Here is a 12517-nt window from a genome sequence, read left to right on the forward strand (position 1 = left end):
CTGGTTCGATCGAGTTGCCGAAAGACAAAGAAATGGTCATGCCAGGTGATAACGTATCTATCACTGTAAAACTGATCAACCCGATCGCGATGGAAGAAGGCTTGCGCTTCGCTATCCGTGAAGGTGGTCGTACAGTCGGTGCTGGCGTTGTTGCTAAAATCATCGAGTAATATCTGCCGTAATTTGTAGTATACTAGTTGGCTGTCGTATTGAATTTAATGCGGCAGCCAATTTAGTTTTCGCTCTTTATTAAATATGCCGGCGGCTCTGCCGTACCTGGCTCGCTCTTTATAGGAATGAACATGTCCACACAAAATCAAAAAATCCGTATCCGTCTGAAGGCTTTCGATTACAAACTGATCGATCAGTCCGCTCTGGAAATCGTAGAAACAGCCAAGCGCACTGGCGCTGTCGTTAAAGGCCCGGTTCCTTTGCCTACACGTATCCAGCGTTTCGACGTACTGCGTTCCCCACACGTGAACAAAACTTCCCGTGATCAATTTGAAATCCGTACTCACCAGCGTTTGATGGACATCGTTGACCCAACTGACAAAACAGTTGACGCGTTGATGAAGCTCGATCTGCCAGCTGGCGTTGACGTAGAAATCAAACTGCAATAATTCTTATTGATTTGAAAATACTGATGCAAATTAGTATTCTCAGAAAAATACTGAAAATTCGACATACCACAATTTTTCGAAAATTCAAATAAATTAGTCTTGTAAATAAAAAATTTGCGGGCTATAATCGAAGGCTTAGATGTAGGTCAGCTCCGGCTGGCCTATTCGTTTAAGTTTTTTAAACATCAGCCTCACCCAATCGTAGGTGAGAATGGAGAAAACAATGAGCTTGGGCCTAGTTGGTCGCAAGGTTGGTATGATGCGCATCTTTACAGATGATGGGGATTCGATTCCTGTTACTGTTTTGGACGTATCCAACAACCGCGTGACGCAAGTCAAAACTCCTGAAACAGACGGTTACTCCGCTGTTCAGGTAACTTTCGGTCAGCGCCGTGCATCCCGCGTAACAAAAGCGGCTGCCGGTCACCTCGCAAAAGCAGGTGTTGAAGCTGGTACTGTATTAAAAGAATTCCGTATTGATGCTGCTAAAGCTGCTGAACTGAAAGCAGGCGATGTTGTGCCTGTTGGTATGTTCGAAGCTGGTCAAAAAGTAGACGTGCAAGGCGTAACGATTGGTAAAGGCTATGCCGGTACAATCAAACGTCACCATTTCTCTTCTGGTCGTGCAACTCACGGTAACTCCCGTTCGCATAATGTACCTGGTTCTATCGGTATGGCGCAGGATCCAGGTCGTGTATTCCCTGGTAAGCGCATGACTGGTCACCTGGGTGATGCAACTCGCACTGTGCAAAATCTGGAAATCGCTCGCGTAGATGCAGAGCGTCAGTTGTTGCTGGTGAAGGGTGCCGTGCCGGGTGCAAAAAATGGTCAGGTGATTGTATCTCCTGCTGTTAAAGTTAAAGCCAAGAAGGGAGCCTAATCCATGGAACTGAAGCTCCTAAACGAACAAGGTCAAGCAGCGTCGAACGTAGCCGCTCCTGATACTATCTTTGGTCGTGACTACAATGAAGCCTTGATCCATCAAGTCGTCGTTGCATTCCAAGCCAATGCTCGTAGCGGTAATCGCAAACAAAAAGATCGTGAAGAAGTCCATCACACAACCAAGAAGCCTTGGCGTCAAAAAGGTACTGGTCGTGCACGTGCTGGTATGTCTTCTTCTCCATTGTGGCGTGGCGGTGGTCGTATATTCCCGAACACACCTGATGAGAATTTCTCTCACAAAGTTAACAAAAAGATGTATCGCGCAGGTATCTGCTCGATCCTGTCTCAGTTGGCTCGTGAAGGTCGTTTGAATGTGGTCGATGATGTGACTGTTGACGCACCTAAGACAAAACTGTTGTCCGAAAAACTGAAAGCAATGGGTTGCCTGGATTCCGTCCTGATCATCACTGACGAATTCAATGAAAACCTGATGTTGGCAGCGCGTAACCTGGCAAACGTTTTGGTTGTTGAGCCACGTTATGCTGATCCAGTTTCTTTGGTGTTCTACAAGAAAGTGTTGATCACTAAGCCAGCACTGGCAAAGATTGAGGAGATGCTGGCATGAGCGCACAAGTCAAAATTAGCGAAGAACGCCTGATGAAGGTGTTGCTGGCTCCTGTAATTTCTGAAAAAGCAACTATGGTTGCTGAAAAGAATGAGCAAGTGGTTTTCCTGGTTATGCCAGATGCAACCAAGCCAGAAATCAAAGCTGCCGTCGAATTGCTGTTCAAAGTACAAGTTGAATCCGTACAAGTGGCAAATCGTCAAGGTAAACAAAAACGTACCGGTAAATTTAATGGCCGCCGCAATCATACAAGACGCGCTTTTGTATGCTTGAAGCCAGGTCAGGAAATTAACTTCACTGAGGGGGCATAAGCATGGCACTCGTTAAGATGAAGCCAACCTCACCAGGTCGTCGTGGTATGGTGAAGGTAGTGACAGAAGGCCTGTACAAAGGTCGTCCGTTCGCTGCTTTGTTGGAAAAGAAATCAAAAACTGCTGGCCGTAATAACAACGGTCACATCACTACCCGTCATATCGGTGGTGGTCATAAGCAGCATTATCGTCTGGTCGATTTCAAACGCACCAAAGATGGTATCCCTGCAAAAGTAGAACGTATTGAATACGATCCTAACCGTACAGCGCACATTGCTTTGTTGTGCTACGCGGATGGTGAACGTGCATACATCATTGCCCCTAAAGGTATGGCTGCTGGTGATCAGGTCATGAACGGCTCTCAAGCGCCGATCAAATCTGGTAACTGCTTGCCTATCCGTAATATCCCTGTCGGTACAACTATGCATTGCGTAGAAATGCTGCCAGGTAAAGGTGCTCAGATTGCACGTACAGCTGGTGCTGGCGTTGTCCTGATGGCACGTGAAGGTACTTACGCTCAGGTTCGTCTGCGCTCCGGTGAAGTTCGTCGTATTCATATCGAATGCCGCGCAACTATCGGTGAAGTAGGCAACGGTGAGCATAACCTGCGCAAAATCGGTAAAGCTGGTGCAATGCGTTGGCGTGGTGTTCGTCCTACCGTTCGCGGTGTGGTCATGAACCCGGTCGATCACCCGCACGGTGGTGGTGAAGGTAAAACTGCAGCCGGCCGTCACCCAGTATCACCATGGGGTCAGCAAACCAAGGGTAAGAAGACTCGTCGCAACAAGCGCACTACTTCGATGATCGTCTCACGCCGTGGCAAGAAATAAGGGATAAAACATGACACGTTCATTGAAAAAAGGGCCGTTTTGCGACGCCCACCTGGTGAAGAAAGTCGAAACCGCGCAAGCGACTAAAGACAAAAAGCCAATCAAGACTTGGTCCCGTCGTTCGACAATTATGCCGGACTTCATCGGTTTGACCATTGCGGTTCATAACGGTAAGCAACACGTACCAGTTTATGTTTCCGAAAACATGGTTGGTCACAAGCTCGGCGAATTCGCGCTGACCCGTACGTTCAAGGGTCACGCTGCCGATAAAAAGGCTAAGAGATAAGGACCGATGATGGAAACTAAAGCAAATTTGCGCGGTGTGCGTCTGTCTGAGCAAAAAGGTCGCCTGGTGGCTGACCTGATTCGCGGTAAAAAAGTAGATCAGGCATTGAATATCCTGGCATTCAGCCCTAAAAAAGGTGCTGCGATCATCAAGAAAGTGTTGGAGTCTGCAATTGCAAACGCCGAGCACAATGATGGCGCGGATATCGACGAGCTGAAAGTAAAGACTATCTATGTCGAAAAAGGTGCGATTCTGAAGCGCTTCACAGCACGCGCTAAGGGTCGTGGTGATCGTATCTCTAAACAATCCTGTCACATTTATGTGACCGTTGGTAACTAAGGAGTCACGATGGGACAGAAGATACATCCAACCGGTTTTCGTTTGGCAGTAACACGTAACTGGTCTTCTCGTTGGTATGCTGGCAATGGTAACTTTGCCACTATGCTCATCGAAGATCTGAAGGTACGTGAATACCTGAAGAAGAAACTGAAAAACGCGTCTGTAGGCCGCATCGTTATTGAGCGTCCTGCTAAAAACGCACGCATCACGATATACAGCTCCCGTCCAGGCGTTGTGATCGGTAAAAAAGGCGAAGATATTGAAGTATTGAAAGCTGAATTGTCGAAATTGATGGGCGTGCCAGTTCACGTCAACATCGAAGAAATTCGCAAGCCAGAAATCGATGCTCAACTGATCGCTGATTCTATCGCTCAGCAATTGGAAAAACGCATCATGTTCCGCCGCGCCATGAAACGTGCGATGCAAAATGCAATGCGTTTGGGCGCTCAAGGTATCAAGATCATGTCTGGTGGTCGTTTGAACGGTATCGAGATCGCACGTAAAGAATGGTATCGCGAAGGCCGTGTGCCTCTGCATACTCTGCGTGCTGACATCGACTACGGCTTTGGCGAAGCATCCACAACTTACGGCATTATTGGCGTAAAAGTATGGGTCTACAAAGGCGATCGTTTGGCAAATGGCGATGCGCCTGTTATCGAATCGACACCGGAAGACGACAAAAAACGTCGTGGTCCACGTCGTGATGATGGCAAGCCAAATAGCCGTCCACGCGCCAAGCGTCCAGAAGGACAAACACCGACGACCGGCGCAGCAGCCCCGGCAGCCAAGCGCGTACGCGCAAAAGCTGACGCTGCAGCACCGGCTGAGAAAGCAGGAGAATAATCATGCTGCAACCAGCACGCAGAAAATATCGTAAGGAACAGAAAGGCCGTAACAAGGGTATCTCGCATACTCGTGGTACAGCAGTTTCCTTCGGTGAGTTTGGCTTGAAGGCAGTTGGTCGTGGTCGTATCACAGCGCGTCAGATTGAAGCAGCGCGTCGTGCAATGACTCGTCACATTAAACGCGGTGGCCGTATCTGGATCCGCATTTTCCCGGACAAGCCAATTTCCCAGAAACCAGCGGAAGTCCGTATGGGTAATGGTAAAGGTAATCCAGAGTACTACGTTGCCGAGATTCAACCAGGCAAAATGTTGTACGAAATGGATGGTGTCGATGAGACGCTGGCACGCGAAGCGTTCCGCTTGGCTGCAGCTAAATTGCCGCTGTTGACAACGTTCGTCGTCCGTCAAGTCGGCCAATAATAGGAGTTGTAAATGAAAGTATCTGAACTCCAAGGTAAGGATCAGGCGGCTTTGACCAAAGAACTGAATGAATTGTTGAAGGCACAATTCAGCCTGCGTATGCAAATCGCTACGCAACAGCTGACTAACACTTCTCAATTGAAGAAAGTTCGTCGTGACATCGCACGTGTGAAAACCGTCATGAACCAGAAGGATGCCAAATAATGAACGATCAAGTTAAAGTCGCACTGAAGCGCACATTGATTGGCAAGGTTGTTTCCGACAAGATGGACAAAACCGTAACAGTGGTTGTTGAACGTCACGTTAAGCATCCTTTGTACGGCAAGATCATCGTTCGTAGTGCCAAGTACCACGCACACGATGAAGCGAACCAGGCAAAGGCCGGCGACACCGTTGAAATTCAAGAAGGTCGTCCTATCTCCAAGACTAAAGCTTGGACAGTGACACGTGTGGTTCAAGTCGCACAAGTAGTATAAATTTATTGCACAAATCGTTTTTTGGTGTAATAATGATGGGCTGTCATTTGCAAAGTATGCGAGTGGCAGCCTAAATGTCTTTCATAACGCCCTCTTGTTGTGAAAGTGGTTAAAAAATCGTCCACCTAATCAGTTGGCTCGTGCATTGTAGGTTATGTAGGGGTTAGCTGGCGGGACCAAGACTGACTACAAATTTGCATTGTGCAAGTTGTGTGGATTAAGTTGGGAAAGAGAACATTATGATTCAAACAGAAAGCCGGCTGGAAGTGGCTGACAATACTGGTGCGCGCGAAGTTTTGTGCATTAAAGTGTTGGGCGGTTCCAAGCGTCGTTATGCGGGTATTGGTGACGTAATTAAAGTCACTGTTAAGTCTGCTGCTCCGCGCGGTCGTGTAAAAAAAGGTGAAATTTACAACGCCGTTGTCGTGAGGACAGCTAAGGGTGTTCGTCGTCAAGATGGCTCGTTGGTCAAATTTGATGGCAATGCTGCAGTATTGTTGAATGCAAAACTTGAGCCTATCGGTACTCGTATTTTCGGCCCAGTAACACGCGAACTGCGTACTGAGCGCTTTATGAAAATCGTGTCTTTGGCTCCAGAAGTGCTGTAAGGGGTCGTGATGAACAAAATTCGTAAAAACGACGAAGTCATCGTCTTGACGGGTAAAGACAAAGGTAAACGCGGTCAGGTGCAAGTTTGCATCGATAGCGATTACGTTGTTGTTGCAGGTATTAACGTCGCTAAAAAAGCTGTTAAGCCTAACCCAATGACTGGCGCAGTAGGTGGCATCGTGGATAAAGTGATGCCGATTCATGTGTCGAATGTTGCATTGTTTAATGCAGCGTCTGGCAAAGCAGACCGTGTAGGCTTCAAGGTAGTGGATGGCAAGAAAGTCCGTATCTATAAGTCGACTGGCGAAGTTGTGAAGGCATAACATCATGGCCCGTCTACAAGCAATATATAAAGATAAAATCGTTGGTGAACTGACTGAAAAGTACGCGTACAAATCAGTTATGGAAGTTCCACGCATCTTGAAAATCACCCTGAACATGGGTTTGTCTGAAGCAATTGCAGACAAAAAGATTATTGAGCATGCGGTTGGTGACCTCACCAAGATTGCTGGTCAAAAACCAGTAGTTACCAAAGCTCGCAAAGCGATCGCTGGTTTTAAAATCCGTGAAGGTTATCCAATTGGTTGTATGGTAACTTTGCGTGGCGCTCAGATGTATGAATTCCTGGACCGTTTCATCACAGTGGCACTGCCACGTGTACGTGACTTCCGTGGCGTTTCTGGTCGTGCGTTTGATGGTCGTGGTAACTACAATATCGGTGTCAAGGAACAGATCATTTTCCCTGAAATCGAATACGACAAGATCGACGCGTTGCGTGGTATGAACATCAGTATCACGACAACAGCAAAGACCGACGACGAAGCGAAAGCACTCCTCGCCGCATTTAAATTTCCGTTCAGAAACTGAGGTCGCCATGGCAAAACTGGCACTGATTAATCGTGAGCAAAAGCGTGCAGACCTGGTGAAGAAATTCGCTGGTAAGCGTGCCGAATTGAAGGCCATCATTGATGACCAATCAAAAACTGAAGAAGAGCAGTACGCTGCCCGTCTGAAGTTGCAGGCATTGCCACGTAACTCCAATCCGACTCGTCAGCGTAACCGCTGCGCTTTGACAGGTCGCCCACGTGGCACATTCCGTAAATTCGGTTTGGGCCGTATTAAACTCCGTGAAGTCGCCATGCGTGGTGAAATCCCGGGTATGACTAAAGCCAGCTGGTAATAGGAGAATAAGCAATGAGTATGAGCGATCCTATCGCCGATATGCTGACCCGCATCCGTAACGCACAAGTTGTTCAAAAGACTGTCGTCGCGATGCCGTCCTCCAAAGTAAAGATCGCAATTGCGAACGTACTTAAAGACGAAGGTTACATTGAAGATTTCGCAGTTTCTGAAACTGCAGGTAAGTCCGAATTAAAAATCGGCTTGAAATATTACGCAGGACGTCCTGTGATTGAACGCTTGGAACGTGTGTCACGTCCAGGTCTCCGTATTTACAAAGGTAAAGACGAGATCCCAAGTGTCATGAACGGTTTGGGAGTGGCGATCGTTTCCACACCACAAGGCGTCATGACTGACCGCAAAGCGCGCGCAACCGGTGTCGGTGGCGAAGTGATTTGCTACGTCGCCTAAGGAGTGAAAGATGTCTCGAGTAGGTAAGATGCCAATCGCTTTGCCGGCAGGTGCTGAAGTCACCATTTCGACAGAGCAGATTACAATTAAAGGCCCACAGGGCGTATTGTCTCAAGCCTTGAACGGCCTGGTGACAATTGCGAACGACAATGGCACTTTGAGTTTTTCCCCAGCTAATGATGGTCGTGAAGCCAATGCGATGAGCGGTACCCTGCGTGCCCTGGTCAATAACATGGTTAACGGCGTCACTAAAGGTTTCGAAAAGAAACTGAATCTGGTCGGTGTTGGTTACAAAGCGCAAGCTCAAGGCGACAAATTGAATTTGTCTCTTGGTTTCTCGCACCCGGTTGTTCACGCAATGCCAGCTGGCGTTACATGCGCAACACCAACTCCAACTGAAATCCTGATCAAAGGGATTGATAAGCAAAAAGTTGGTCAGGTTGCCGCTGAAGTTCGTGCATACCGCAGTCCAGAGCCTTATAAAGGCAAAGGCGTTCGCTATGCGGACGAAGTGGTTGTGATTAAAGAAACCAAGAAGAAGTAATAGGGGTTGACGATGGACAAGAAACAATCACGTCTGCGCCGCGCACGTCAAACCCGTGCCAAGATCGCAGAACTCAAAGTGAACCGCCTGGCCGTGCATCGCACAAACCTGCATATCTATGCAAACATCATTGGCCCAGACGCCAAAGTGTTGGCATCTGCCTCTACAGTAGAAGCAGAAGTACGTGCAGAGTTGGCTGGCAAGTCTGGTGCAGGCGGCAACGCTGCTGCAGCGAGCTTGATCGGCAAACGTGTTGCAGAGAAGGCAATCAAAGCAGGGGTTACCGAAGTTGCGTTTGACCGCTCCGGTTTCCGTTACCACGGTCGCGTCAAGGCGCTTGCAGAAGCAGCCCGTGAAGCTGGCTTGAAGTTCTAAGGAAAATTTGTCATGGCAAAAATGCAAGCAAAAACAGCAGCCGACAAGCCGGATGATGGCATGCGCGAAAAAATGATCGCGATCAACCGCGTGACCAAAGTGGTCAAGGGTGGTCGTATCATGGGTTTCGCGGCGCTGACAGTCGTTGGTGACGGCGATGGCCGTATCGGTATGGGCAAAGGGAAATCGAAAGAAGTTCCAGTTGCTGTACAAAAAGCGATGGAAGAAGCACGTCGTAAGATGATCAAAGTGACTTTGAAGAACGGTACTCTGCAACACACCGTTACTGGCAAGCACGGCGCGTCTTCCGTCATGATTTCTCCAGCAAAAGAAGGTACTGGCGTTATCGCTGGTGGTCCAATGCGCGCGATTTTTGAAGTAATGGGTATTGTAAACGTCGTGGCGAAATCCAACGGCTCCACAAATCCATACAACATGGTTCGTGCAACTTTGAATGGTTTGGCCAAGATGAGTACTCCATCTGAAATCGCTGCAAAGCGTGGCAAAACTGTTGAAGAAATTCTCGGTTAAGGAGCACCTCATGTCTAAGACAGTAAAAGTGCAATTGGTTAAAGGTTTGATCGGCACACGCCAGGATCACCGTGCAACTGTACGTGGCCTGGGTCTGCGTCGTGTTAATTCAGTTTCCGAACTGGAAGACACACCATCCGTACGTGGCATGATCAATAAAGTCTCGTATCTTGTGAAGGTTGTATCGTAAGCCGTCAGGTTTGCGATCGGAGCAAATTATGGAATTGAATACAATCCAGCCAGCTGATGGCGCAAAACACTACAAACGTCGTGTTGGTCGCGGTATCGGTTCAGGCTTAGGTAAAACAGCGGGTCGCGGTCATAAAGGCCAAAAATCCCGTTCAGGCGGCTTTCATAAAGTCGGTTTCGAAGGCGGTCAGATGCCTCTGCAACGTCGTTTGCCAAAACGTGGTTTCAAATCACTGGCAACACCGTACAAAGCAGAAGTTCGCCTGACAGATCTGGAAAACCTGCCAGTGACAGAGATCGACGTTTTGGCTTTGAAACAAGCCGGCGTAGTTTCTGAGCTCGCACGTGTAGTCCGTGTGATCTTGTCTGGTGCTATCACCAAGAAAGTTTCTTTGAACGGCTTGATCGTCACTAAAGGCGCTAAAGCTGCAATCGAAGCTGCTGGTGGCACAATCGCTTAATCGAAGCAGACAACCGGAGCATTAATTGGCAACATCTCCACAACAAGCTAAAAGTGCTGCAAGCGGGTTTCCCTGGGGGCGACTCTGGTTCTTGCTGGCGGCACTGGTTGTCTACAGGATTGGTGCACATGTTCCTGTGCCGGGTATAGACGCCAAAGTGCTGGAAGACATGTTCAAACAAAACCAGGGTGGTTTGCTGGGTATGTTCAATATGTTCTCTGGTGGTGCGATGCAAAGATTCACTGTATTCGCCCTGGGTATCATGCCGTATATTTCTGCGTCGATCATCATGCAATTGATGTCGATCGTCTCTCCGCAGCTGGAAGCGCTCAAAAAAGAGGGCGAGTCCGGCCGTAGAAAGATTACGCAATTTACACGTTATGGCACTGTGGTTCTTGCCCTGATCGAAAGTTATTTTATTGCATTCGGTCTCGAAGGTCAGGCCGGTCTGGTACTTGATCCTGGCATGGCATTTCGTTTGACGACGGTATTGTCGCTGGTGACGGGCACTATGTTCCTGATGTGGTTAGGTGAGCAAATCACTGAGCGCGGTCTGGGAAATGGTATCTCCATCATCATTTTCGCCGGTATTGCAGCAGGTTTGCCTGGTGGCTTGAGTAATTTGTTTGAACTGGTCCGTACCGGTCAAATGGGTAACTTTGCCGCACTGGTTATCTGTATTGTTGTGCCTGCAGTAACGTTTGCTGTCGTGTTTGTAGAGCGTGGTCAGCGCAAAATCCTGGTGAATTATGCAAAACGCCAGGTTGGTAATAAGATTTACGGTGGTCAGAGCAGTCATTTGCCACTGAAGTTGAATATGGCTGGTGTTATTCCTCCTATTTTCGCTTCATCGATTATCTTGTTCCCTGCGACGATTACGAGCTGGTTTACCAAGGGTGCAGAGTCTTCTACAAGTGGTTTTATCACTTTCCTGAAGGATCTGGCTGCGTCTATGGCGCCTGGTGAACCGATACACGCTTTGTTGTATGCAATAGCGATCATTTTCTTCTGCTTCTTCTATACCGCTTTGGTATTCAATAGCAAAGAAACCGCTGATAACTTGAAGAAGAGCGGTGCTTTTGTTCCCGGGATACGTCCAGGTGACCAGACCGCACGCTATATCGACAAGATATTGATGCGTTTGACGCTGGCAGGTGCGATTTACATTACGCTGGTTTGTCTGTTGCCAGAATTTTTGATTGCGAAGTGGAAAGTACCATTTTATTTCGGCGGAACGTCTCTGCTGATTATCGTGGTGGTAACCATGGACTTTATGGCGCAGGTACAGAACTATGTTATGTCCCAGCAATATGAATCGCTTCTTCGTAAAGCAAATTTCAAGGGCGGGATTCCTTCAAGGTAATCGCCCAGGGGACAGCAGATCGAATGGCAAAAGACGACGTTATACAGATGCAGGGCGAGATTCTTGAGAATCTTCCGAATGCAACATTTCGAGTTAAGTTGGAAAACGGGCATGTTGTACTTGGCCATATTTCCGGGAAGATGCGGATGAATTATATCCGTATCCTTCCAGGTGATAAGGTGACAGTGGAATTGACGCCTTATGATTTGAGCCGGGCGCGAATAGTGTTCCGTACCAAGTAAATTTAAAATGAACTAGAAGGAAAGAGGGCAAAAATGAAAGTTCTCGCATCAGTTAAGCGGATCTGCCGCAACTGTAAAATCATCAAGCGCAAGGGTGTTGTTCGTGTTATTTGCACAGAACCACGCCATAAGCAGCGCCAAGGTTAATTAACGTTATTGAACGAGGAATAACGAATGGCACGTATCGCAGGGGTTAATATCCCAAATCATCAGCATACCGTAATCGGCTTAACAGCTATCTATGGTATTGGCCGTCCACGCGCACAGAAAATCTGTGACGCAACAGGTGTTTTGACCAATAAAAAGGTTAAGGATCTGGATGACAACGAACTCGAGAAGCTTCGCGACGAAATCGGTAAATTTATCGTCGAAGGCGACTTGCGTCGTGAACTGTCCATGAACATCAAACGCTTGATGGACTTGGGTTGCTACCGTGGTCTCCGTCATCGTAAAGGCTTGCCTTGCCGTGGCCAACGTACACGTACAAATGCGCGTACTCGTAAGGGTCCACGTAAAGCAGCGCAATCTTTGAAGAAATAATCCAGGCTAGCCCGGATCCAAGGAAAACATTATGGCAAAAGCTCAAAATAACGCTGCAGCAGCACGTGCGCGTAAGAAAGTTAAAAAGAACGTTGCGGAAGGTATCGCTCACGTTCACGCTTCTTTCAACAACACCATCATCACGATCACTGATCGTCAAGGCAATGCGTTGTCTTGGGCAACAGCCGGTGGTGCTGGTTTTAAAGGCTCACGTAAATCTACTCCTTTTGCAGCGCAGGTCGCAGCAGAAGCAGCAGGTAAAGTGGCTGTTGAATGCGGTATCAAAAATCTGGAAGTTCGTATCAAAGGCCCAGGCCCAGGTCGCGAATCTTCAGTACGCGCTTTGAACAATCTGGGTATCAAGATCTCCCTGATTCAAGACGTTACTCCAGTTCCACATAACGGCTGCCGCCCTCCAAAGCGTCGTCGTATCTAAGTT

At 48.0% G+C, this 12517-nt stretch carries 26 protein-coding genes and 1 pseudogene; all 27 read left to right on the forward strand.

Annotation, left to right across the window (positions count from 1 at the left end; genetic code table 11):
* Window positions 1-170: pseudogene (gene tuf / locus ACO0LN_RS18190) on the forward strand (elongation factor Tu); the annotation flags it as partial.
* Window positions 171-302: 132 nt separating this feature from the next.
* On the forward strand, window positions 303-620 hold the full coding sequence (gene rpsJ / locus ACO0LN_RS18195) for a 30S ribosomal protein S10 (protein WP_110255911.1): 318 nt from the start codon (window positions 303-305) through the stop codon (window positions 618-620).
* A 223-nt stretch (window positions 621-843) separates the two neighbouring features.
* Window positions 844-1500, forward strand: coding sequence for a 50S ribosomal protein L3 (gene rplC, locus ACO0LN_RS18200; protein ID WP_110255912.1), 657 nt, complete (start codon window positions 844-846; stop codon window positions 1498-1500).
* A gap of 3 nt (window positions 1501-1503) precedes the next feature.
* On the forward strand, window positions 1504-2127 hold the full coding sequence (gene rplD, locus ACO0LN_RS18205) for a 50S ribosomal protein L4 (protein WP_422976189.1): 624 nt from the start codon (window positions 1504-1506) through the stop codon (window positions 2125-2127).
* Window positions 2124-2438, forward strand: coding sequence for a 50S ribosomal protein L23 (gene rplW / locus ACO0LN_RS18210; protein ID WP_110255914.1), 315 nt, complete (start codon window positions 2124-2126; stop codon window positions 2436-2438). The genes rplD and rplW overlap by 4 nt, the downstream gene beginning before the upstream one ends.
* 2 nt (window positions 2439-2440) lie before the next feature.
* The gene (rplB, locus tag ACO0LN_RS18215) at window positions 2441-3268 is read left to right on the forward strand and encodes a 50S ribosomal protein L2 (RefSeq protein ID WP_110255915.1); all 828 of its coding nucleotides are present in this window, start codon (window positions 2441-2443) and stop codon (window positions 3266-3268) included.
* Between the two features lie 10 nt (window positions 3269-3278).
* On the forward strand, window positions 3279-3554 hold the full coding sequence (gene rpsS / locus ACO0LN_RS18220; protein WP_110255916.1) for a 30S ribosomal protein S19: 276 nt from the start codon (window positions 3279-3281) through the stop codon (window positions 3552-3554).
* A 6-nt stretch (window positions 3555-3560) separates the two neighbouring features.
* Window positions 3561-3893 carry a 50S ribosomal protein L22 gene (gene rplV, locus ACO0LN_RS18225; protein ID WP_174244915.1) on the forward strand — a complete coding sequence of 111 codons (333 nt, stop codon included), beginning with the start codon at window positions 3561-3563 and terminating at the stop codon, window positions 3891-3893.
* A 9-nt stretch (window positions 3894-3902) separates the two neighbouring features.
* Complete coding sequence (rpsC, locus tag ACO0LN_RS18230; protein WP_186953127.1) at window positions 3903-4736, forward strand: 30S ribosomal protein S3; 834 nt, start codon at window positions 3903-3905, stop codon at window positions 4734-4736.
* Window positions 4737-4738: 2 nt separating this feature from the next.
* Entirely contained in the window at window positions 4739-5158 is a 420-nt protein-coding gene (gene rplP, locus ACO0LN_RS18235; protein WP_110255918.1) for a 50S ribosomal protein L16, read from the forward strand.
* A gap of 12 nt (window positions 5159-5170) precedes the next feature.
* On the forward strand, window positions 5171-5362 hold the full coding sequence (rpmC, locus tag ACO0LN_RS18240) for a 50S ribosomal protein L29 (RefSeq protein ID WP_110255919.1): 192 nt from the start codon (window positions 5171-5173) through the stop codon (window positions 5360-5362).
* Window positions 5362-5634: a 30S ribosomal protein S17 gene (rpsQ, locus tag ACO0LN_RS18245; RefSeq protein WP_110255920.1), complete on the forward strand. Its 273-nt coding sequence runs from the start codon at window positions 5362-5364 to the stop codon at window positions 5632-5634. The genes rpmC and rpsQ overlap by 1 nt, the downstream gene beginning before the upstream one ends.
* A gap of 239 nt (window positions 5635-5873) precedes the next feature.
* On the forward strand, window positions 5874-6242 hold the full coding sequence (gene rplN, locus ACO0LN_RS18250) for a 50S ribosomal protein L14 (RefSeq protein WP_006464924.1): 369 nt from the start codon (window positions 5874-5876) through the stop codon (window positions 6240-6242).
* Window positions 6243-6251: 9 nt separating this feature from the next.
* Complete coding sequence (rplX, locus tag ACO0LN_RS18255; RefSeq protein WP_110255921.1) at window positions 6252-6566, forward strand: 50S ribosomal protein L24; 315 nt, start codon at window positions 6252-6254, stop codon at window positions 6564-6566.
* 4 nt (window positions 6567-6570) lie between these two features.
* Window positions 6571-7110, forward strand: coding sequence for a 50S ribosomal protein L5 (gene rplE / locus ACO0LN_RS18260; RefSeq protein ID WP_110255922.1), 540 nt, complete (start codon window positions 6571-6573; stop codon window positions 7108-7110).
* A 7-nt stretch (window positions 7111-7117) separates the two neighbouring features.
* Window positions 7118-7423 carry a 30S ribosomal protein S14 gene (rpsN, locus tag ACO0LN_RS18265; protein WP_110255923.1) on the forward strand — a complete coding sequence of 102 codons (306 nt, stop codon included), beginning with the start codon at window positions 7118-7120 and terminating at the stop codon, window positions 7421-7423.
* A 14-nt stretch (window positions 7424-7437) separates the two neighbouring features.
* Window positions 7438-7833, forward strand: a complete 396-nt coding sequence (rpsH, locus tag ACO0LN_RS18270) for a 30S ribosomal protein S8 (RefSeq protein ID WP_110255924.1) — start codon at window positions 7438-7440, stop codon at window positions 7831-7833.
* Between the two features lie 10 nt (window positions 7834-7843).
* A complete protein-coding gene (gene rplF / locus ACO0LN_RS18275) occupies window positions 7844-8377 on the forward strand; it encodes a 50S ribosomal protein L6 (protein ID WP_162039558.1) in 534 nt (177 codons plus the stop codon).
* Window positions 8378-8389: 12 nt separating this feature from the next.
* The gene (rplR, locus tag ACO0LN_RS18280) at window positions 8390-8752 is read left to right on the forward strand and encodes a 50S ribosomal protein L18 (protein WP_110255926.1); all 363 of its coding nucleotides are present in this window, start codon (window positions 8390-8392) and stop codon (window positions 8750-8752) included.
* A 12-nt stretch (window positions 8753-8764) separates the two neighbouring features.
* On the forward strand, window positions 8765-9283 hold the full coding sequence (rpsE, locus tag ACO0LN_RS18285; protein ID WP_110255927.1) for a 30S ribosomal protein S5: 519 nt from the start codon (window positions 8765-8767) through the stop codon (window positions 9281-9283).
* A 10-nt stretch (window positions 9284-9293) separates the two neighbouring features.
* The gene (rpmD, locus tag ACO0LN_RS18290; protein ID WP_110255928.1) at window positions 9294-9473 is read left to right on the forward strand and encodes a 50S ribosomal protein L30; all 180 of its coding nucleotides are present in this window, start codon (window positions 9294-9296) and stop codon (window positions 9471-9473) included.
* 28 nt (window positions 9474-9501) lie between these two features.
* Window positions 9502-9933, forward strand: coding sequence for a 50S ribosomal protein L15 (gene rplO / locus ACO0LN_RS18295; RefSeq protein WP_110255929.1), 432 nt, complete (start codon window positions 9502-9504; stop codon window positions 9931-9933).
* Window positions 9934-9958: 25 nt separating this feature from the next.
* Entirely contained in the window at window positions 9959-11296 is a 1338-nt protein-coding gene (gene secY / locus ACO0LN_RS18300; protein WP_422976192.1) for a preprotein translocase subunit SecY, read from the forward strand.
* A gap of 23 nt (window positions 11297-11319) precedes the next feature.
* The gene (gene infA, locus ACO0LN_RS18305; protein ID WP_005663428.1) at window positions 11320-11538 is read left to right on the forward strand and encodes a translation initiation factor IF-1; all 219 of its coding nucleotides are present in this window, start codon (window positions 11320-11322) and stop codon (window positions 11536-11538) included.
* Between the two features lie 33 nt (window positions 11539-11571).
* Window positions 11572-11685 (forward strand): 50S ribosomal protein L36, encoded by a 114-nt coding sequence (gene rpmJ, locus ACO0LN_RS18310; protein ID WP_014004415.1) that lies wholly within the window; start codon window positions 11572-11574, stop codon window positions 11683-11685.
* 27 nt (window positions 11686-11712) lie between these two features.
* Window positions 11713-12078, forward strand: coding sequence for a 30S ribosomal protein S13 (gene rpsM, locus ACO0LN_RS18315; RefSeq protein ID WP_186950499.1), 366 nt, complete (start codon window positions 11713-11715; stop codon window positions 12076-12078).
* A 31-nt stretch (window positions 12079-12109) separates the two neighbouring features.
* Window positions 12110-12514, forward strand: a complete 405-nt coding sequence (rpsK, locus tag ACO0LN_RS18320) for a 30S ribosomal protein S11 (protein ID WP_110255932.1) — start codon at window positions 12110-12112, stop codon at window positions 12512-12514.
* Window positions 12515-12517: the final 3 nt, after the last annotated feature.

This window comes from Undibacterium sp. TC9W, assembly GCF_049339865.1.
In the GTDB taxonomy this organism is placed as follows: Bacteria; Pseudomonadota; Gammaproteobacteria; order Burkholderiales; family Burkholderiaceae_D; genus Undibacterium.

What these genes read in the sequence shown, in the direction of transcription:
- rpsM (WP_186950499.1), top strand. Translation starts at nt 11,713, where the DNA reads ATGGCACGTATCGCAGGGGTTAATATCCCAAATCATCAGCATACCGTA.
- rpsQ (WP_110255920.1), top strand. Translation starts at nt 5,362, where the DNA reads ATGAACGATCAAGTTAAAGTCGCACTGAAGCGCACATTGATTGGCAAG.
- rpmJ (WP_014004415.1), top strand. Translation starts at nt 11,572, where the DNA reads ATGAAAGTTCTCGCATCAGTTAAGCGGATCTGCCGCAACTGTAAAATC.
- rpsK (WP_110255932.1), top strand. Translation starts at nt 12,110, where the DNA reads ATGGCAAAAGCTCAAAATAACGCTGCAGCAGCACGTGCGCGTAAGAAA.
- rplD (WP_422976189.1), top strand. Translation starts at nt 1,504, where the DNA reads ATGGAACTGAAGCTCCTAAACGAACAAGGTCAAGCAGCGTCGAACGTA.
- rpsH (WP_110255924.1), top strand. Translation starts at nt 7,438, where the DNA reads ATGAGTATGAGCGATCCTATCGCCGATATGCTGACCCGCATCCGTAAC.
- rpsN (WP_110255923.1), top strand. Translation starts at nt 7,118, where the DNA reads ATGGCAAAACTGGCACTGATTAATCGTGAGCAAAAGCGTGCAGACCTG.
- rplP (WP_110255918.1), top strand. Translation starts at nt 4,739, where the DNA reads ATGCTGCAACCAGCACGCAGAAAATATCGTAAGGAACAGAAAGGCCGT.
- rpmD (WP_110255928.1), top strand. Translation starts at nt 9,294, where the DNA reads ATGTCTAAGACAGTAAAAGTGCAATTGGTTAAAGGTTTGATCGGCACA.
- rplC (WP_110255912.1), top strand. Translation starts at nt 844, where the DNA reads ATGAGCTTGGGCCTAGTTGGTCGCAAGGTTGGTATGATGCGCATCTTT.
- rpsS (WP_110255916.1), top strand. Translation starts at nt 3,279, where the DNA reads ATGACACGTTCATTGAAAAAAGGGCCGTTTTGCGACGCCCACCTGGTG.
- rplW (WP_110255914.1), top strand. Translation starts at nt 2,124, where the DNA reads ATGAGCGCACAAGTCAAAATTAGCGAAGAACGCCTGATGAAGGTGTTG.
- rplB (WP_110255915.1), top strand. Translation starts at nt 2,441, where the DNA reads ATGGCACTCGTTAAGATGAAGCCAACCTCACCAGGTCGTCGTGGTATG.
- rplN (WP_006464924.1), top strand. Translation starts at nt 5,874, where the DNA reads ATGATTCAAACAGAAAGCCGGCTGGAAGTGGCTGACAATACTGGTGCG.
- rpsC (WP_186953127.1), top strand. Translation starts at nt 3,903, where the DNA reads ATGGGACAGAAGATACATCCAACCGGTTTTCGTTTGGCAGTAACACGT.
- rplO (WP_110255929.1), top strand. Translation starts at nt 9,502, where the DNA reads ATGGAATTGAATACAATCCAGCCAGCTGATGGCGCAAAACACTACAAA.
- rpsJ (WP_110255911.1), top strand. Translation starts at nt 303, where the DNA reads ATGTCCACACAAAATCAAAAAATCCGTATCCGTCTGAAGGCTTTCGAT.
- rplR (WP_110255926.1), top strand. Translation starts at nt 8,390, where the DNA reads ATGGACAAGAAACAATCACGTCTGCGCCGCGCACGTCAAACCCGTGCC.
- rplV (WP_174244915.1), top strand. Translation starts at nt 3,561, where the DNA reads ATGATGGAAACTAAAGCAAATTTGCGCGGTGTGCGTCTGTCTGAGCAA.
- rplF (WP_162039558.1), top strand. Translation starts at nt 7,844, where the DNA reads ATGTCTCGAGTAGGTAAGATGCCAATCGCTTTGCCGGCAGGTGCTGAA.
- rpmC (WP_110255919.1), top strand. Translation starts at nt 5,171, where the DNA reads ATGAAAGTATCTGAACTCCAAGGTAAGGATCAGGCGGCTTTGACCAAA.
- rplE (WP_110255922.1), top strand. Translation starts at nt 6,571, where the DNA reads ATGGCCCGTCTACAAGCAATATATAAAGATAAAATCGTTGGTGAACTG.
- rplX (WP_110255921.1), top strand. Translation starts at nt 6,252, where the DNA reads ATGAACAAAATTCGTAAAAACGACGAAGTCATCGTCTTGACGGGTAAA.
- infA (WP_005663428.1), top strand. Translation starts at nt 11,320, where the DNA reads ATGGCAAAAGACGACGTTATACAGATGCAGGGCGAGATTCTTGAGAAT.
- rpsE (WP_110255927.1), top strand. Translation starts at nt 8,765, where the DNA reads ATGGCAAAAATGCAAGCAAAAACAGCAGCCGACAAGCCGGATGATGGC.